Origin of the sequence: Neorhizobium sp. JUb45 (assembly GCF_004343585.1) — a bacterium.
In the GTDB taxonomy this organism is placed as follows: Bacteria; Pseudomonadota; Alphaproteobacteria; order Rhizobiales; family Rhizobiaceae; genus Neorhizobium.
This window is the reverse complement of record NZ_SLYW01000001.1, coordinates 1,270,964-1,287,645: the sequence shown is the minus strand read 5'-3', so window position 1 is coordinate 1,287,645 and position 16,682 is coordinate 1,270,964. Positions and strand designations below refer to the sequence as shown.

The 16,682-nt window shown below is 59.5% G+C and carries 19 protein-coding genes and 1 tRNA gene; 1 reads left to right on the top strand and 19 read right to left on the bottom strand.

The features are described 5' to 3' along the window. Positions 1–29: 29 nt before the first annotated feature. The 6 genes from glmU to pcsA all read right to left on the bottom strand — a co-directional run bounded on the left by glmU (position 30) and on the right by pcsA (position 7,137). Positions 30–1,388 carry a bifunctional UDP-N-acetylglucosamine diphosphorylase/glucosamine-1-phosphate N-acetyltransferase GlmU gene (gene glmU / locus EDF70_RS06370; protein ID WP_132272446.1) on the bottom strand — a complete coding sequence of 453 codons (1,359 nt, stop codon included), beginning with the start codon at positions 1,386–1,388 and terminating at the stop codon, positions 30–32. 159 nt (positions 1,389–1,547) lie between these two features. Then, a complete protein-coding gene (locus EDF70_RS06365; RefSeq protein WP_132272445.1) occupies positions 1,548–2,621 on the bottom strand; it encodes a BMP family ABC transporter substrate-binding protein in 1,074 nt (357 codons plus the stop codon). A gap of 50 nt (positions 2,622–2,671) precedes the next feature. Next, complete coding sequence (locus EDF70_RS06360; protein WP_132272444.1) at positions 2,672–3,586, bottom strand: ABC transporter permease; 915 nt, start codon at positions 3,584–3,586, stop codon at positions 2,672–2,674. Positions 3,587–3,588: 2 nt separating this feature from the next. Then, positions 3,589–4,674: an ABC transporter permease gene (locus tag EDF70_RS06355; RefSeq protein ID WP_132272443.1), complete on the bottom strand. Its 1,086-nt coding sequence runs from the start codon at positions 4,672–4,674 to the stop codon at positions 3,589–3,591. Beyond that, complete coding sequence (locus EDF70_RS06350; RefSeq protein ID WP_132272442.1) at positions 4,664–6,250, bottom strand: ABC transporter ATP-binding protein; 1,587 nt, start codon at positions 6,248–6,250, stop codon at positions 4,664–4,666. Before EDF70_RS06350 ends, EDF70_RS06355 begins: the two co-directional genes overlap by 11 nt. Before the next feature lie 152 nt (positions 6,251–6,402). Then, the gene (pcsA, locus tag EDF70_RS06345) at positions 6,403–7,137 is read right to left on the bottom strand and encodes a phosphatidylcholine synthase (RefSeq protein WP_348639710.1); all 735 of its coding nucleotides are present in this window, start codon (positions 7,135–7,137) and stop codon (positions 6,403–6,405) included. 156 nt (positions 7,138–7,293) lie between these two features. Between pcsA and EDF70_RS06340 the strand changes: the two genes are divergently transcribed. Then, positions 7,294–8,505, top strand: a complete 1,212-nt coding sequence (locus EDF70_RS06340) for a UbiH/UbiF family hydroxylase (protein WP_132272441.1) — start codon at positions 7,294–7,296, stop codon at positions 8,503–8,505. Here the strand turns inward: EDF70_RS06340 and EDF70_RS06335 are convergent. From EDF70_RS06335 to EDF70_RS06275, 13 genes are all read right to left on the bottom strand, one after another. Further along, entirely contained in the window at positions 8,485–9,435 is a 951-nt protein-coding gene (locus EDF70_RS06335) for an AEC family transporter (RefSeq protein WP_132272440.1), read from the bottom strand. The two genes, EDF70_RS06340 and EDF70_RS06335, sit on opposite strands and share 21 nt — an antisense overlap. A gap of 9 nt (positions 9,436–9,444) precedes the next feature. Beyond that, on the bottom strand, positions 9,445–10,203 hold the full coding sequence (locus EDF70_RS06330; protein ID WP_132272439.1) for a cytochrome c biogenesis CcdA family protein: 759 nt from the start codon (positions 10,201–10,203) through the stop codon (positions 9,445–9,447). Between the two features lie 128 nt (positions 10,204–10,331). After that, positions 10,332–10,407: transfer RNA gene (locus EDF70_RS06325), tRNA-Ala, on the bottom strand. Positions 10,408–10,557: 150 nt separating this feature from the next. After that, positions 10,558–11,022, bottom strand: a complete 465-nt coding sequence (locus EDF70_RS06320; protein ID WP_132272438.1) for a DUF3597 domain-containing protein — start codon at positions 11,020–11,022, stop codon at positions 10,558–10,560. A gap of 1,082 nt (positions 11,023–12,104) precedes the next feature. After that, positions 12,105–13,403: an SIR2 family protein gene (locus EDF70_RS06315; RefSeq protein ID WP_132272437.1), complete on the bottom strand. Its 1,299-nt coding sequence runs from the start codon at positions 13,401–13,403 to the stop codon at positions 12,105–12,107. A gap of 99 nt (positions 13,404–13,502) precedes the next feature. Beyond that, complete coding sequence (locus tag EDF70_RS06310) at positions 13,503–13,973, bottom strand: dATP/dGTP diphosphohydrolase domain-containing protein (RefSeq protein ID WP_132272436.1); 471 nt, start codon at positions 13,971–13,973, stop codon at positions 13,503–13,505. Next, the gene (locus EDF70_RS06305) at positions 13,970–14,251 is read right to left on the bottom strand and encodes a hypothetical protein (RefSeq protein WP_132272435.1); all 282 of its coding nucleotides are present in this window, start codon (positions 14,249–14,251) and stop codon (positions 13,970–13,972) included. The genes EDF70_RS06310 and EDF70_RS06305 overlap by 4 nt, the downstream gene beginning before the upstream one ends. Next, complete coding sequence (locus tag EDF70_RS06300) at positions 14,248–14,451, bottom strand: hypothetical protein (protein WP_245519055.1); 204 nt, start codon at positions 14,449–14,451, stop codon at positions 14,248–14,250. Before EDF70_RS06300 ends, EDF70_RS06305 begins: the two co-directional genes overlap by 4 nt. Next, complete coding sequence (locus EDF70_RS06295; protein WP_132272433.1) at positions 14,444–14,641, bottom strand: hypothetical protein; 198 nt, start codon at positions 14,639–14,641, stop codon at positions 14,444–14,446. Before EDF70_RS06295 ends, EDF70_RS06300 begins: the two co-directional genes overlap by 8 nt. Continuing rightward, positions 14,641–15,306, bottom strand: coding sequence for a hypothetical protein (locus EDF70_RS06290; protein ID WP_132272432.1), 666 nt, complete (start codon positions 15,304–15,306; stop codon positions 14,641–14,643). The genes EDF70_RS06295 and EDF70_RS06290 overlap by 1 nt, the downstream gene beginning before the upstream one ends. After that, entirely contained in the window at positions 15,303–16,022 is a 720-nt protein-coding gene (locus EDF70_RS06285) for a hypothetical protein (protein ID WP_245519054.1), read from the bottom strand. The genes EDF70_RS06290 and EDF70_RS06285 overlap by 4 nt, the downstream gene beginning before the upstream one ends. Then, entirely contained in the window at positions 16,019–16,201 is a 183-nt protein-coding gene (locus tag EDF70_RS06280) for a hypothetical protein (protein WP_132272431.1), read from the bottom strand. The genes EDF70_RS06285 and EDF70_RS06280 overlap by 4 nt, the downstream gene beginning before the upstream one ends. Next, the gene (locus EDF70_RS06275; RefSeq protein ID WP_245519053.1) at positions 16,201–16,656 is read right to left on the bottom strand and encodes a hypothetical protein; all 456 of its coding nucleotides are present in this window, start codon (positions 16,654–16,656) and stop codon (positions 16,201–16,203) included. Before EDF70_RS06275 ends, EDF70_RS06280 begins: the two co-directional genes overlap by 1 nt. Positions 16,657–16,682 lie beyond the last annotated feature (26 nt).

The window sequence follows — 16,682 nt, the reverse complement described above, 5'->3', positions numbered from 1 at the left end:
CTTTTATCTGTTCAGCGTGACAGGTTTGTTTATTTGCCGCTGCGCGCCTTCTTGAGTGCCAGCGCCCGCTCGCGAATGACCTTTGCGCGATCCGGTTTCACGTCCTGACGTGCCCGGCCAAAAGCCAGCGCATCAGACGGCACGTCTTCGGTAATGACACTGCCTGATGCAACATAAGCACCGTCACCGATCGTGACAGGTGCCACCAGCGACGAGTTGGAGCCGATGAACGCATCCGCGCCGATACGGGTCTCGTGTTTGTTCACGCCGTCATAGTTACAGGTGATCGTGCCGGCACCGATATTGGTATGCGCACCGACAAAGGCATCGCCGATATAGGTCAGGTGATTGACCTTGGCGCCCTCGCCGATCTCAGCCTTCTTTACCTCGCAGAAATTGCCGACCTTTGAGCCTGCACCGAGATTGGCGCCCGGACGCAAGCGTGCATATGGCCCGACGGTCGCACCGGCGGCAACATAGGCGCCTTCCAGATGCGAAAACGCATGGATGATCGCGCCGCCCTCGACGGTGACACCCGGACCGAACACGACATTCGGTTCGATCAGCGCATCCTGACCGATCTCAGTATCGAAGGAGAGAAACACCGTTTCCGGGGCAATCATCGTCACGCCCGAGACCATGATTTCGTGGCGGCGACGCTCCTGCCAGAGTTTTTCGATATAGGCCAGTTCGGCGCGGTTGTTGCAGCCGGTCAGTTCGCTTTCCGGCGCATCGACGGCGACGACCTTGCCGCCGGCGGCGCGGGCGATCTCGACGAGATCGGTGAGGTAATATTCGCCCTTGGCATTCTTGTTGTCGATCCTGTCGAGCAGTTCGAGAGCCTTGGCGCCATTGATCGCCATCAGTCCGCTATTGCACCAGGTGACCTTGCGCTCCTCGTCAGTGGCATCCTTCTCCTCACGGATGGCGATGAGTTCGCCGTTCTCGACCAGAAGACGACCGTAGCCGGTCGGCTTGTCGGTATGAAAACCGATGACGACGATATCGGCGCCTTCGGTCAGTTTTTCGCGGGCGGCCGCGAACGGTGCTGGCGTGATCAGCGGTACGTCACCATAAGCCACGACCACATCGTCATAACCCTTGGCGATCGCGTCACGCGCCGCCAGCACCGCATGTCCGGTGCCGAGCCGCTGCGTCTGCAGAAAGCTGGAGGTGGTGATTCCGCCAATCTGCGCCGCCTTTTCGACCTTTTCGGCGTCACGTCCGAGAACCAGCGCCGCATCGCCCATGCCGGCGCCGACCACAGCCTGCATCACATGCGCAATCATCGGCCGACCCGCGACCGGATGCAGTACCTTCGACATCGACGATTTCATGCGGGTGCTGTCGCCTGCGGCGAGGATCACGGCCAGACATGTGCGGCTCATCGGTGGAAACTCCTTGGGTCAATCCTGGACGTTATTTAACGGCAGGATGATTGAAACGCTATGAACGGCTTTTATCGGGCAAAAACAAAAAGGGCACCCCTTGCGGCGTGCCCTTTTCACAGTTCGTCATATCACCGGCTCAAAGCCGACCAAATCGCCTCACTTCGGCAGCTTGTCGTCCACGCCTTCGACGTAGAAATTCATGCCGAGCAGAACGCCATCCTCGGCCTTTTCACCGGCCTTCAGCCATTCCGAGCCGTCCTGCTTCTTGATCGGGCCGGTGAACGGATGCAGTTCACCCGACTTGATCTTGGCTTCGGTCTCTTCGGCCATCGCCTTCACGTCGTCCGGCATGTTGGTGTAGGGCGCCATGGTGAGAATGCCGTCCTTCAGTCCGTCCCAGATCTGTTCCGACTTCCAGGTACCGTCGAGCGCTGCCTTGGTGCGCTTGATGTAATACGGACCCCAGGTGTCGACGATCGCCGTCAGCTGCGTCTTCGGGCCGGCCGCAATCATGTCGGACGCCTGACCGAAGGCCATGATGCCGCGCTCGGCAGCAACCTGGATCGGTGCGGTCGTGTCGGTGTGCTGGGTCAGGATGTCGACGCCCTGGTCGACCAGCGCCTTGGCGGCATCGGCTTCCTTGCCCGGGTCAGCCCAGGTGTTGGCCCATACGACCTTGATCTTGAAATCCGGGTTGACCGACTTCGCGCCGAGTTCAAAAGCGTTGATACCCATGACGACTTCCGGGATCGGGAAGGAGGCGATGTAGCCGGCAAGGCCCTTCTTCGACATCTTTGCAGCGATCTGGCCCTGGATGTAACGGCCTTCGTAGAAGCGCGAGTTGTAGGTCGCGACGTTTTCCGAAGCCTTGAAGCCGGTGGCGTGCTCGAACTTCACCTTCGGGAATTTTGCCGCAACCTTGACGGTGGCGTCCATGAAGCCGAACGAGGTCGTATAGATCATCGCGCAGTTCGAACGGGCCATACGCTCGATGGCGCGCTCGGCATCCGGGCCTTCCGGCACGTTTTCGAGGAAAGCGGTCTCGATCTTGTCGCCGAGCGCCTTTTCCAGCGCCTGACGGCCGATATCATGGGCCTGCGTCCAGCCGCCGTCGGTCTTCGGACCCACGTAGATGAAACATACCTTGGTCTTTTCCTGCGCCTGAGCGGCGCCCGACATGCCACCGAGAACGGCGGCCGACGCGGCGAGTGCGATGATCAGCTTCTTCATTTTCAACCCCTGTTGGCTTGAAGTGTTTGTTCGTTTGTTATTGCGCGCTGTCATCGGTCCGGAACGAAAGGTTTTCCGAGCGAGGCCGGCGTGTTGATGAGTGTCGTACGGCGATTATGCGAAATGATCACAAGAACGACAATAGTGGCGGCATAAGGAAGTGCCGAAAGGAATTGCGACGGAATGCCCACGCCAAAAGCCTGTGCATGAAGCTGGCCGATGGTAACCGCGCCAAACAGATAACCGCCGGCAAGAATGCGCCATGGCCGCCATGAAGCGAAAACCACCAGCGCCAGGGCGATCCAGCCGCGGCCGGCCGACATGTTCTCCACCCATTGCGGTGTATAGACCAGCGACAGCTGTGCCCCGGCCAGACCGGCACAGGCACCGCCGAACAGCACGGCGAGATAGCGCGTGCGCACGACATTGATTCCGAGCGCATGCGCCGACCCGTGATTGTCGCCGATGGCGCGCATTTTCAGGCCCGTCCGGCTTTTGAACAGGAACCAGTTGACGCCGATGATCAGCACGATCGACAGGTAGAAGATCAGGTCCTGCGCGAACAGGACACGGCCGATGAACGGGATATCCGACAGAACCGGAAAGACGATCGGCTGCAGCTTGGTGCCGGCCAGACCGACAAAACTTTCGCCCAGCTGGCCCGAGACGCCAAGCCCCAGAATGGTCAGCGCCAGGCCGGTCGCCACCTGATTGGCGACAAGCGTCAGCGTCAGGAAACCGAACAGCAGCGAAAACAGCGCACCGCCGCCGATGCCGGCGAGAATGCCGAGATAAGGCGAGCCGGTCATATGGGCGGTCGCGAAGGCGCAGACGGCGCCCATGATCATCATGCCCTCGACGCCGAGGTTGAGCACGCCGGAACGCTCGGTGACCAGTTCGCCCAGGGCGGCAATCACCAGCGGTGTTGCGGCGGTCATAACGGTGAGCAGGATCGCTTCGAACATTTTTAAGCTCCCACCTCCGTCTTGTTGCGCGAAAACACCAGCCGGATGCGGTAGAGGATCAGCGTGTCGCAGGAGAGCACGAAAAACAGCAACAGCCCCTGGAATACGCGAGACAACTTGTCTGAAATGCCGATCGACAGCTGCGCCGCTTCACCGCCGAGATAGGTCAGCGCCAGAACCAGACCCGATGCAATGATGCCGATCGGGTTGAGGCGGCCGAGGAAGGCGACGATGATCGCGGTAAATCCGTACCCCGGCGAGATCGACGGCTGCAGGTGGCCGATCGAGCCGGACACTTCGGAAATGCCGGCGAGACCTGCCAGCGCACCGGACAGCATGAAGGCGAACCAGACCATTTTCTTCGACGAAAAACCGGCAAACCGCCCTGCCCGTTCGGCCTGCCCAAGAACCGAAACCTCAAAGCCCTTGAGCATGAACCGCATCATGAACCACAGGGCGATGGCAGCGACGATAGCGAACACGGCCTCCCAGTGAGCACGGCCCGATTCCAGCAGTTCCGGCAGGATCGCCTCGGCGGAAAACGAAATCGTCTTCGGGAAATTATAACCCTGCGGATCACGCCAGGCGCCGCGCACCAGCCAGTCGAGAAACAGCTGGGCGATATAGACCAGCATCAGGCTGGTGAGAATTTCATTGGTGTTGAAGCGCGTCTTCAACAGCGCCGGAATGCCGGCATAAAGCGCGCCGCCGATCATGCCCATGATCAGCATGGTCGGCAGAAGCAGCGGCGATTGCCATTCCGGCACCAGCACCGGCAGGATCGACCCGGTGATCGCGCCGATGGTAAACTGGCCCTCGGCGCCGATATTCCAATTGTTGGAGCGATAACAGATTGACAGGCCGACGGCGATCAGGATCAACGGCGCAGCCTTGATCACCAGCTCATGCAGCGACCAGACATCGAAAAGCGGTTCGACGAAGAATGTGTAGAGCGTGGCGATCGGGTCCTTGCCCATCAGCCAGAACATCAGCCCGCCGAAAACCAGCGTCAGCACCAGTGCCAGCAATGGCGAAATGGCGGCAAAAGCGGTCGAGGCACGCGCGCGCCGTTCCAGTTCAATGCGCATGCGCCGCCTCCTCTGCCTGAGAGGCATTTCTGGTGGAATCGTGAATGCCGCCCATCAGAAGCCCGATGCGTTCCAGAGACAATTCCCCGGCGGGATAGGCTTTTGAAAGCCTGCCTTCGGAAATCACCGCAATCGACGTGGCGACCTCAAAAATCTCGTCGAGATCCTGGCTGATCACCACCACGGCGGAACCGGAATTTGCCAGATCGATCAGCGCCTGCCGGATGCGGCTTGCTGCCCCCGCATCGACGCCCCAGGTCGGCTGGTTGACTACCAGCACGGATGGCTGGCGATCAAGCTCACGCCCAACGATGAATTTTTGCAAGTTTCCGCCCGACAGCGAGCCGGCAGCGGGATCTTCGCCGCTCTTGCGCACATCCATGGCCTGACAGATGCGGGCAGCAGCAGCCTTCACCGCACCGTGGCGGATCACCTTGGCAAATCCGCTGGAAAGAAACGCCTTGCGGTCGGAATGCGCGCGCGCCAGCAGCAGATTGTCGGAGAGCGACATCTGCGCCACCGCAGCATGGCCATGCCGCTCTTCCGGCACGAACCCAGCCCCCAGCAGACGGCGACCGTTGATGCGCGTGCGCCCGACAGCCTTGCCACGAATTTTGACAGAATTATCGTCCGGGACCGGATATTCGCCCGACAGCGCGTCAAACAACTCGCCCTGCCCATTGCCGGCCACACCGGCGATCGCCAGCACTTCGCCGGCCCGCACGGTCATGGAAACGTCTTTCAGCGAAACGGCAAAAGGCGTGCGTGCGGCAACCGACATGCCGGACACTTCAAGCAGCGTCTCGCCGGTCGCGCCAAGCTCTTCGCGATGCACGGCGGCAACATCGCTGCCCACCATCATCCGCGCCAGCGATGCCGGCGTTTCCTGTCTCGGGTCACAGGTGCCCGTTACCTTGCCGTGACGCAGCACGGTGGCGCGGTCGCAGATCTGCCGCACCTCGTCCAGCCGGTGGCTGATATAAAGAACCGAACGGCCCTCTGCCTTCAGCTTGAACAGCGTTTCGAACAGCCGCTCCGCTTCCTGCGGCGTCAGCACCGATGTCGGCTCGTCGAGAATGATCAGTTTCGGGTTCTGCAGCAATGCGCGAACAATCTCGATGCGCTGACGCTCGCCGACCGAAAGATCGGCCACATGCGCCTTGGGATCAAGCGGAAGGCCATAGGCTCGCGACAGCGACGCCACTTCATCGGAAATTTTCGACAGCGAGATTTTCGGATCGAGCGACAGCGCGATGTTCTCGCCGACGGTCAGTGCCTCGAACAGCGAAAAATGCTGGAACACCATGCCGACGCCGAGTTCGCGCGCCTGAGCGGGCGACGCAATGGAAACCGGCTGGCCCTGCCAGAGGATCTGCCCGGCACTCGGCTGCAACACGCCGAAAAGCATTTTGACGAGTGTGGATTTGCCGGCGCCGTTTTCGCCGAGAAGCGCGTGGATTTCACCGGGGGCGATATCGAGATCGATCCCGTCGCATGCGGCAAAACTGCCGAAAAGCTTGGTCAGCCTTCGAACCGAAAGAAGCGAAGGCTCTCCCTGATCCTGCGATGAACTCACTCAATTCCCCTCATTCACCCTGGGCGGTTTTCTGAAGAAACCTGCTGCCCTGATGGTGACATCTGCAAAGACGTTTCCGTATCAACGCCTAAAAAACATTCAAGCTCTTTTTATTGCCATGCACAACTGCAAAGACGATCGGGGCACAGATCTTATTTGGACGAACCGAGCTTGGGGAAAAGCTGCAGCACGCCACCGATGACGTAGAGGTAAAGCCCGGTGATGACCACGCCCCAGACCAGCCATGCCGGGCTGTCGAAATGCAGCAGCAGCGCATAACCGCTGAGGCCGCACCAGAGGAAGAATATCCCCAGATTGAGCGGCCGCAGCCGCTTGACGCGGACCGGATGCAGGAAATTGATCGGCAGGAAGGTCAGGAAAACCGATACCACGACAATGATCATCGCCGTCGTCGCGCTCGGCTGGATCACGAACAGGGTGAAGATTACCATGTTCCAGACCACCGGGAAGCCTGAGAAGAAATATTCGTCGGTCTTCATGCCCATGTCGGCGTAATAAATGGCGCTGGAGACCACGATCAGGCCAGCCGCCACGAACGACCATGGCTCGCCGATCATGCCGCTCTTATAGAGGGCAAAGGCCGGAAGCAGAACATAGGTGACATAGTCGATAATGTTGTCGAGCATGTCGCCCGACCAGTTCGGCAGCACTTCGCGCACGCGCACTTTTCGGGCGATGGGTCCATCAATGCCGTCGATGAACAGCGCCAGGCCAAGCCACCACCACATGTCCACGAAACGCATTTCCGACGCGGCGACAACGCCGAGGAAAGCAAAAAAAGAACCGGACGCCGTCAGCATATGGACGGAGAAGGCGCGGATTTCCGCGTAGGGAACCTTCTTGTAGTTAAAGATGCGCCTGATCAAAAGGTGTCCCCGTCTCTTCCATAAGCAAAGCGGTATGCGACCAATCGCCAGCCAATGCAACCATCCGCGTGATGCGACGGTTAAAAGCGGCAAAATCGCTTATGGATAAGTAAGCCCGGAACGCATAAATGAGGGTAAGCAATAAGGAGTTCTGCCATGCATGATGTCGAGATAGCCGTCGTCGGACACGGACTGGCCGGAAGCGTGGCGGCACTGGCTCTGGCCCGCAGCGGCCGCAAGGTGGCGTTGATCGGCCCGGTGAAAGCCGGCAATGACGAGCGCACCACGGCACTGATGGACCAGTCGATCCGCTTCATGGACCGCCTCGGCCTGTGGAGCCAGATCGCGCCGTCTTCCGCCGGCCTGCAGGTCATGCAGATAATCGATGGCACCGACCGCCTGCTGCGTGCGCCGCCGGCACAGTTCCGCGCCGCCGAACTCGGCCTTGCCGCCTTCGGTTACAACATTCCGAACAAGGCGCTTTCCGACGTGCTGGAAAATGCCGTGGCCAATGAGGTGAATATCCGCCGCATCGACACCACCGTGGAGAAAGCGGAGCCGGCGACCGACAAGGTGACGCTGACCCTTGGTGACGGGGAAACGCTCGACGTCGCGCTGGCCGTCGGTGCTGATGGCCGCAATTCCATCCTGCGCAACGGCGCCGGCATCGACGTGAAGAAATGGGCCTATCCGCAATCGGCCGTCGTTCTGAACTTTTCCCATGAATTGCCGCACGGCAATGTTTCTACCGAATTCCACACCGAAACCGGCCCGTTCACGCAGGTACCGCTTCCCGGCCGCCGTTCCAGCCTCGTCTGGGTGGTGACGCCGGAGACGGCCGAACGCCTGTTGGCGCTGCCGCTTGAACAATTGTCTCTCGAAGTCGAGCGCCGCATGCAATCCATCCTCGGCAAGGTTACGGTGGAAGCCGGCGCGCAAAGCTGGCCGCTCTCCAGCCTGATGGCAAAACGCTTTGGCAAAGGCCGCATCGCTCTTGTCGGCGAAGCCGCGCACGCCTTCCCGCCGATCGGCGCGCAGGGCCTCAACCTCTCGCTGCGCGATGTCATGACTCTGGTCGATCTCGTCGGCAATGCCGATGGCCGCGATATTTCTGCCGATACCGGCGACCGTTTCGAACGCCGCCGCCGGCCGGATATCATGACCCGCACATTTGGGGTCGATCTGCTCAACCGTTCGCTTCTGTCGGATTTCCTGCCGATGCAACTGGCGCGCGCCGGTGGCCTGCACCTGCTCTCCGGCATCGGCCCGCTGCGCAATCTGCTGATGCGCGAAGGTGTCGAGCCGGGCCGCGGTTTTCGCGACCTGCTGCGCACCTTCAAGCCATCCTCACACCGGAAACAGGCCTAACTCGATCAGGTAGAGGAAAAGCGGCAGCGTCACCACCGAAAGCAGCGTGGTGATGAGAATGGTGGCGGACGCCCTCTCCTGCCACAGGCCGTAATGCTGGCTGATGACAAACACGTTGGTCGCCGTCGGCAGGGCGGCCAGCAGCATCGCCGCATGCACCCAGACAGGCTCGAAACCACCGACCGCCGTCAGCACGCCATAGACCAGCAGCGGGTGCACGATCAGTTTGGCCATCGCGAGATAACCGATCTCCACCGGCACGCGGCGGATCGGCCGCAGCGCCAGTGTCGCGCCCATGGCAAACAGTGCGCAAGGCGCCGCTGCCTGCGCCAGCATATCGACAAGACGTGAGGCCGCCGCAGGTATCGGCCATTCGAAACCGGCCACCAGAAAGCCGGCAATCGTCGACAGGATGAACGGGTGCAGCATGACGCTGCGCACCACGCCGATCGCCACCTCCCCACGTTTGCGCCGGTCACCACCCGCCAGCGCCATCATGGCCGGCGCGACGATAAAATGCATGGCGTTTTCCAGGCAGACGATCAGCGCCACCGGCACGGCAGCCGCCTCGCCGAAAGCGATCAACGCAAGCCCCGGCCCCATATATCCGATATTGCCATAGGAACCGCCAAAGGCCTGAATGGTGCTGTCGCCGAACGTCGCGCGCCGCACCAGCAAGCCGATCGCAAAAAGCACGGCAAACAGCAGATAGGTGGCGCCGATATCGCTGGCGATGAAGTCTATCCGCGTCAGATCATGAAAGGGTGTTGCCGCCACCAGTTTGAAGAACAAAGCCGGCAGCGCCGCGTAAACGATGAAGACGTTCATGTAACCGAGCGCCTCGGCCGGCTGTTTCACCGCCCGCGCTGCAATATAGCCGATCACGATCAGCCCGAAGAACGGCAGAAGCAGCGTGATGATGGCCAGCATGGCGTGCCCTCAACCGATCTGGCTGAGGATCGGAAAGGTCTGCTGGAACCAGAACGCCATCGAACTGATGAAGCCAAACAGGAAGGCGATACCCGTCACCACCAGGAGCCCACCCATCAGCTTTTCCACCATGCCGAGATGGCGGCGGAAACGACCCAAGAACCGCATGAACGCGCCTGAAAAACCCGCCGCGATCCAGAAAGGTACGGCGAGACCGAGCGAATAGACGGAAAGCAGCATGGCGCCCTCGCCGACCGTATCGCGCGATGCGGCAACGCCGAGAATGGCGCCGAGCACCGGGCCAATACACGGTGTCCAGCCAAACGCAAAGGCAAGCCCCATCACATAGGCACCCGACAGCGTCGCCGGTTTGCCGCCGCTTTGGAACCGCGCCTCGCGGGCCAGCATGCCGATGCGGAAAAGGCCTAGAAAATTCAGGCCCATGATGATGATGATGATGCCGCCGATCTTCGACAGGATATCGAGATGCTGGCGCAGCAGAACGCCGATCGACGAGGCACCGGCGCCGAGCGCCACAAACACTGTGGCAAAACCGAGCGTGAAGCAGAAGGCCGAAAAAAGGATCGCCCGCTTGGTTTGCGCACTGACCACGACCGGCCCATCGGCCTTGCCGCCACGGAACTGATCGACCGACACACCGGCCATGTAACAGAGATAAGGCGGCACCAGCGGCAATACGCAGGGCGACAGGAAGGACAGGGCTCCCGCGAACAAGGCGCTCAGCAATGAGATTTCGGCAATCGACAACAAAACACTCCAGACCAGCGGATGCGCATCTCTCCTAGACCCGCAGACACATGCCTGCCAATCACCTTTTCCGGCGCATCGGTTCGCATGGCAAAATCAGAGCTGGAAAACCGGCGCACTGGAAAATCTGGTGGAGCCGAGCGGGATCGAACCGCCGACCTCCGCAGTGCGATTGCGGCGCTCTCCCGGCTGAGCTACGGCCCCTTGACGGCGCAAGGGATAGGCGACGGGAGATGCCGCGGGAATGCGGCAGGATGGCGCGTGTTGACGAATGCCAGTCGTGCTGTGACCTCCTACAAAGCGAAAAGCCCGCACGCGGCGGGCTCACGACAAGATTCATCGATTGCTCGGAATTCAGTCCAGCAGATCAGCCGGGACCTTGCCGCCGTTTTCCGCCAGCTTCTTGAGCAGCGCCTTGTGAAGCCAGGTGTTCATTTCTGCAGAACCGTTCTTTTCGCCGGTATAACCCAGTTCATCTGCCAGTTCCTTTCGCTCTGCGAGGCTCGCATCCATGCCCAGCGCCTTCATCAGATCGACGATCGAACGTTTCCAATCGAGCTTCTGCCCGCTGCTCTTGACGGCCGCTTCGAGGATCGGCGCAATATCGACCGGCTGACTCGAGGCGGCAGCCGTGCTCGCCGGCGAAGACGCGGCAGAAGTGCCCGAGGTCGCAGGCGCGACCGGCGCCGTGCCACCAACGGGCGCGGCACTGGTCACGGCCGGTTCCGGCGAAGCCGCTGCTGTCGCGGATGCCGATGGGGTCGCTGCGGCGGCCGGATGTCCCCAGATGGCGTTCTTGATCTTGCTGAAAATGCTCATGGATGGTCTCCTCGTTACAGGCCGGGAAATTCGGCGGCGACAATCAACGATTCTTGCGCGGCTTGTGTTCCGCATATCGGCAAGAGGCTTTGAGGACATTTGTGAAATGAGGGAAGGAAACCACCCAATATTTCCGACTTCCATGCGACTTGGAAATGTCGCATGATCGAAATCGGAAACCGGTAAGGTGGTGAGAGCGCAGGGGTTCGAACCCTGGACCTACTGATTAAAAGTCAGGATTTTAAGTAATGATTTTGATTAGGTAGTTGCAAACTACTTCCAAAACGCTCTACCAAAATTCAATGCCTTATCGTTCGTTTGCAAACTGACATTCGTACGACTTGACTGTATTTTCCGTATAGTAAGGCGCAAATTTTGGATGCGCAAGATAACTTTGGTGGAGCCCTCGCCACCCTCACAACCCACCCCCTCAAATTCATATATTGCAGCGTTAACTAATTCGCTTATAACGGCGATGGGCTTGAACACCCTGACTTCACATAGGCCAACCGATCAACGGTTTGCCGAACCTATGCGCAGCTTAGCGGCTGGACGCATTCGCCAAGGCTTTTTGCCGGGGGCGATGTGCCATGTCCAGGCTTCGGCTAAAAGTGCGTCGGCGCGTCTGTGAAGCGCGTGTTCAACCCCCGGCTTCGGTGCCGCCCACCGAGACGCTAAGGCAGGCTTGATCACATGTCAGTAGCAGTCGCATACGCAGAAACGCCGTCCAGACCACGGCGAGTTTATCAGGCTTCTTGGAAGTTTCGAATCGGCTCAGCCGTCAAATGCGGCGAGCTATCGGCGATCGTGTTGGATCGACGCCGGAGCGCCAAGGGGCGCGAGACCTACGATCTGTGGGTCATGGGGCGGGCGCATGGCCGGCCTTATCGGGTGGTGGCTGGAGGGGCGCTGAGCTGAAATAGCAAAAGGGCGGCCCGAAGACCGCCCCTCCCTATTTATCCATACCGACGCAGCGCCCCGTCGACCTTGCCGAACAGGGCATCTGGGTCATTGTCTTTCGCGATGACCAGGTCTTCATCTCCGCATCCGCGCTCACACACATGGTCTCCGAAGATGTGCCCTCATCCCCTAGCGACAATGTGAAGCGCGTCGGGGTCGCTCGATTTTTTCTTGATGTAAGTAGTTATCAGAGACCGATTGTCGGCAGTTACGTTGCTCCATCTGGAGTCCCAGACACTGAAGGCTCGCCACGAGTAGCCGTATGCTTGGCGTCGACTCATTTTTTCCATCGAAAATTTTACTGCATCTAGGAATGTAGTCTCCACAGCGGTACCGCGTACGTCAATCAAGCTGCCAAGGTAGGTCAGCCACGACGCCAGTTGCTCATACTGCGACCATGCGCCGCTCTCTCCGCAAGCCTTCATCTTCTTCGCGATAATATCTGCGAAAGTTTTGACAACTCTTTCGGCCTCCAGACTTTCTCCCACTGCTCCTATGGCAGAAACGATCTCGTAAAACGAGGACTCGATCTTGATGTACTTTTCCTTGAAAACCCTACCTTCGTATAAGACCCGTTTGATAACCTCTATCGTCTTGCTAACCTGTACGGCTTCTTCCAGCTGCCCGTTAATTGCGCCGAAGAACTCCTCCACTTCCGTGTTATCTATGACGCGGATCCCATAGCAATTGGAGTAATAGTCGGCGATCCGGCGATCTACGGGCTTTCGTGACACGAGAAAAATGCTGTTACTCACGGCATGGGTTCTTACGAACCCGCGATAGTCGTTCAGTATCGATTTCAGATTGGTGTCGCCAAGGGAATAACCTAGGATGACCACGGTGTTCTCGTGCAAGACGGTGCTCAGCTTCCGCGAAAAGTATGACTCGGAATGCATGAAGTTGAAGTAGTCGTCAGCAGTTACGACCATGCGTCCCGGAACATCAACGGAGCCATGCACATGATAAACCTTCACGCGACTTGTTGAACGCGGTACAGGCCGGCCTGGAGAGAGCGACAAGCAGTCTGTTGCTGCGACTTCCTCAGCTAGCTTATCGTAATTCGTAGTGACTATCCGCAGCGAGCGCTCTTTCAGAAACTTCTCGGTTTCGGGGTAAGCTCCACCAAGCTTGATCGCTCGAATAATGGCAGCAACCTCTTCATGCAGGTTGACCCCCTGCTTATTGAGCTCGAGCTGGAGAACTTGTGCTGCCTCGTCGAGCTGAAGCGGATTACTCGCACCCTTCGGGAAAAGGGCATTCTTAATGTCCGCGCTCTTAAACTTCGCATCGCAGACCTGCTCGAGTAGCTCCTGCCAGCCCGGAGCCGCATTTGCGCTTAGCGCCTTAGAGAAGCCTGTGCCTGTAAAGAGGCACAACCGGTTAGCGGCAGCGGCGTAAGCTATCTCGAAATATGCACTCACTTGAACCTCCTGACGATGGGAGGATAATGCACAATCTTTCGTCGCTCGCAACGTGCTGGTGACGCCATGAATAGGCGTCACCCTTGTCGTTGGTTAAGGCTACACCGCCTTCTTCAATCTCTCAATCGCATCGCCGGCCGACGCGCAGTTCGGCCTATCGTCGATCAAAGTGCCGGCACCCTGCGCGTCGAGCAGGATGCCCATACATGCCCTGACGTGAGCAAGGTGCGAGGCGCCGCTTTCAGTATCCCGGTCCTCACCTGAGAACCACTGCAGCAAATGGCGAATCGCCGCGCTATAGTACGTGGTGGCGTCGACCGGATCATCCTGCCAGTTGAACGCACCGTATTTCGCCGCTCCGAGCGCCATGACTGCGCTCTCCTCAATAATGGCCACCGGTGGGATAAATTGCGCCGACGGCTTACGGACGCCGAACGCGCGCTTTGGGTTGGTGGATGGGAGGTGGGCCGGGTTGTCGTTGGCGGCCGTGATGCCGATTGCTGAGCCGAGCGCACGCAGTTCCGTTGGGATAGCGGCAAGGCAGCCGGTGTCTTTTGATTCAATGGTCATAGTGCCTCCTCAAGTGTTCTCGCTGGCGTACCTGGCTTCACCACCGGCCGGAACCTGCGAACGTTGAACGGCGGATCCTCCTCGCCGAATTGAGGGCAGACGCCTCGGTTGATGCCCTCCAGCCGAACGCCGATGTAGTCGCCGTTCATGTAGCTGGTGACCGCGCCGACCCACCTGGCTTTGTAGGTCTGCCCTTCCTTGATGCCGAGATATTGCTCCTGGTAGATGCCGTCGTCGATGCAGACGATGTCGTCGCCGGGTTTGATGGTGCTTGTCATGCCTTCCACCCCATGAATTTCTTGAGAGCGTCGGCCATGCGGGCCGCCACGCCGCAGTGCTCTCGAGTCCTGCCGTAGGTAGTCAGGTGCTCGCCGTGCGGTTCCGGCGAATCGTGGCAGCGGCGCGCGTAGATGACTACTTGGTCGTAGCCGTAGTCATCAGCGATCCGCTTGGCAGCCGAGATTGGTATCTCACGCATCGAGCAGCTTCCTTTCGATTGCGTAGCAATCATCGCCGCCGGTGTAGCCTGAGCTGTCCTTGATGAAGTGCTTCGTGCCGTCCTGCATTGTGATGACGAGTTGCGTGCTGCCGTAGCCGCGATCCCAGTGAACGCTGGCGACATGGTCCGTGTTGACGGCAAGCTCTCGTGTCAGTCGGGTGAGCGCCATCACGCAGCCTCCTTCCATTCAGGCACGCGAACGAGCCGTGCCGCCTCGACCAGCGCCTTCTCCTTTTCAGCGGTGGCCGCGTCGAACTGCTCGATTCCCCAAAGGATGGCTCTGCAGCACCAGATATAATGGTGGGTGTAATCCTCCAGATCGTGCTCCCAGAAGTCGCGGAACTCCTGACCGGTTACCGGGCACTTCCAGTCCATGACCGTGCTGGTGGCGAACTGCAGGTCGCTGCTTTCGGCTTCATCGAACAGATCGTCGGTGACCGCTTTCCACGCAGCTGCCTTTTGCTCCTCATCATCGAAGTCCCAGTTGTTGAAGTCGGCCTCTACCGCCGCTTTGAGGCGATCAAAGCTGAACTTTCGATGGCCGCCGTGCTTGTTGGTCGCTTGGATCTTCTCCGCCCAATATTGGGGATTGATCCATTTATCGCGAAAAAATTCGAACATGTCTGGCAGCCGCGAGAACACGAAGCTTCCCATATCTCCCGAAATCGCGAGGTAACCCGGCCACGTTGTCAGATGAAAACGGTAGACCGAAGAGCCGGGACGGCTGAATGTAATGTGCCGATAAGCACCGTGAATGACATGGCCGGTCATCTTGTGGTCGGCGACTTCCTTCAAGAAGGAATCGACCGAGGGCTTGTAGTCGTCGCTTTTCATGCGGCCTCCCCACTCAGGAAGCTGAACGCCACGAGAAACTCGTGCTCGGCCCGCTCCGGCGAATAGTATCGCAGCGGCACGCCCAACGGATCGTCCCACTTCGCATGCCACTCCATCGGCTCCAGGTTGACCAACTCGTCGGCGATTATCCGCTCGTCGGCCATCTTGACCTCCGGCGGCATGATCCAGTTGAGGCCGAAGGCATCGTGGACCACCTGCATGACGCGCAACTCAGCCGCCTTGTAGCCGCCAAGGTACGGCTTCACCGGTCGAGGGATATCGACAAGGTAAGCCTCGCTGGCATCGTGCAGGAGGGCATGCAGCGCAACGCGCTTGCCGTATCGTGGCAGCAGCCAGTCGGCCATGATGACGCAGTGCTCCGCCACACTGTAGAAGCGACGGCAGTGACCGGCGTATCGGCACTGCATTGCGAGGCTGTGAGCGATGTCGCGGATATCGACATCCTCGACACGCGGATCCATCGGCCAGAACTTCTTGCCGACATAGGTCTGCATGAAATCGCCGTAGCGCTCTGGCTGAGCGGGTGCGGCCCGGCCCAGCCCGATGTAGCGGCCGCCCTGATGGTTGTCGTTCGCGGCGACGTACTTGTCGAGCGGCGCGAAGGTGGTGGTGGCGATGTCGTCGTTATAATGGTTTTGCGAATCCGGTATAGCGAGTTCGGCCGGCACTGGCTGCTCTCTGCGCATCAGCATCATGCGGCCTCCTTCTCGACAGCAGCGACAGCGTCCGCCGCCTTGCGTAGGCAGGCGGCTAGTCCCTCACTTCGAACGTGACTGAAACGCGCAATCACTAGATCATTGTTGATACGGACCTCGTACTGATTGAGCCCGCGCAAATCGCCGTGGCGTGAGATGTTGTTGATGACAACCGACATCAGAACGCCTTCCCACCGGCCTTAAGCCGATTTTCCACGCGGTGGTCCTCGCGGTTGTCATTGTAGGCCATCTTCTCGACGATCGCTCCGCCAAGGTCGTAGCCCATGAAGGTGGCCAGGTCGCCGATGCGGATCATGGCGTCGGCCAGCTCGACCTCCATCATCTTCCGATGCGGCAGCTTGTCGTCCTGCAACTTCTTGCGGAAGCCCTCCATGGCCTCGCTGATCTCGGAATGGATCAGGCAAAGCATCTCCGGCACGTTGCGATCGAGCGCCTTGCCTGTGGCGAGGTCGGTGTACCAGCCAGCCTTGCGGCTGCGGGCATGGCAGTCGGCCGCGAAAATGTTTATGGCGGCGGCGTGGGAATAGGCGAGCGCCGAGTTGTCGTTGGCGAGCATGGCCTCGCGATAGGCAGGGTTGCGGTACATTTCAGAGATATCGTCTCTGGTGCTCATTTCAGTCTCCTCTGTGGTGGTGGTTG

What these genes read in the sequence shown, in the direction of transcription:
- EDF70_RS06360 (WP_132272444.1), bottom strand. Translation starts at nt 3,586, where the DNA reads ATGTTCGAAGCGATCCTGCTCACCGTTATGACCGCCGCAACACCGCTG.
- EDF70_RS06310 (WP_132272436.1), bottom strand. Translation starts at nt 13,973, where the DNA reads ATGACCATTGAATCAAAAGACACCGGCTGCCTTGCCGCTATCCCAACG.
- EDF70_RS06320 (WP_132272438.1), bottom strand. Translation starts at nt 11,022, where the DNA reads ATGAGCATTTTCAGCAAGATCAAGAACGCCATCTGGGGACATCCGGCC.
- EDF70_RS06335 (WP_132272440.1), bottom strand. Translation starts at nt 9,435, where the DNA reads ATGCTGGCCATCATCACGCTGCTTCTGCCGTTCTTCGGGCTGATCGTG.
- EDF70_RS06290 (WP_132272432.1), bottom strand. Translation starts at nt 15,306, where the DNA reads ATGAAAAGCGACGACTACAAGCCCTCGGTCGATTCCTTCTTGAAGGAA.
- EDF70_RS06295 (WP_132272433.1), bottom strand. Translation starts at nt 14,641, where the DNA reads ATGGCGCTCACCCGACTGACACGAGAGCTTGCCGTCAACACGGACCAT.
- EDF70_RS06280 (WP_132272431.1), bottom strand. Translation starts at nt 16,201, where the DNA reads ATGTCGGTTGTCATCAACAACATCTCACGCCACGGCGATTTGCGCGGG.
- EDF70_RS06305 (WP_132272435.1), bottom strand. Translation starts at nt 14,251, where the DNA reads ATGACAAGCACCATCAAACCCGGCGACGACATCGTCTGCATCGACGAC.
- EDF70_RS06300 (WP_245519055.1), bottom strand. Translation starts at nt 14,451, where the DNA reads ATGCGTGAGATACCAATCTCGGCTGCCAAGCGGATCGCTGATGACTAC.
- EDF70_RS06365 (WP_132272445.1), bottom strand. Translation starts at nt 2,621, where the DNA reads ATGAAGAAGCTGATCATCGCACTCGCCGCGTCGGCCGCCGTTCTCGGT.
- EDF70_RS06355 (WP_132272443.1), bottom strand. Translation starts at nt 4,674, where the DNA reads ATGCGCATTGAACTGGAACGGCGCGCGCGTGCCTCGACCGCTTTTGCC.
- EDF70_RS06275 (WP_245519053.1), bottom strand. Translation starts at nt 16,656, where the DNA reads ATGAGCACCAGAGACGATATCTCTGAAATGTACCGCAACCCTGCCTAT.
- EDF70_RS06340 (WP_132272441.1), top strand. Translation starts at nt 7,294, where the DNA reads ATGCATGATGTCGAGATAGCCGTCGTCGGACACGGACTGGCCGGAAGC.
- EDF70_RS06285 (WP_245519054.1), bottom strand. Translation starts at nt 16,022, where the DNA reads ATGATGCTGATGCGCAGAGAGCAGCCAGTGCCGGCCGAACTCGCTATA.
- glmU (WP_132272446.1), bottom strand. Translation starts at nt 1,388, where the DNA reads ATGAGCCGCACATGTCTGGCCGTGATCCTCGCCGCAGGCGACAGCACC.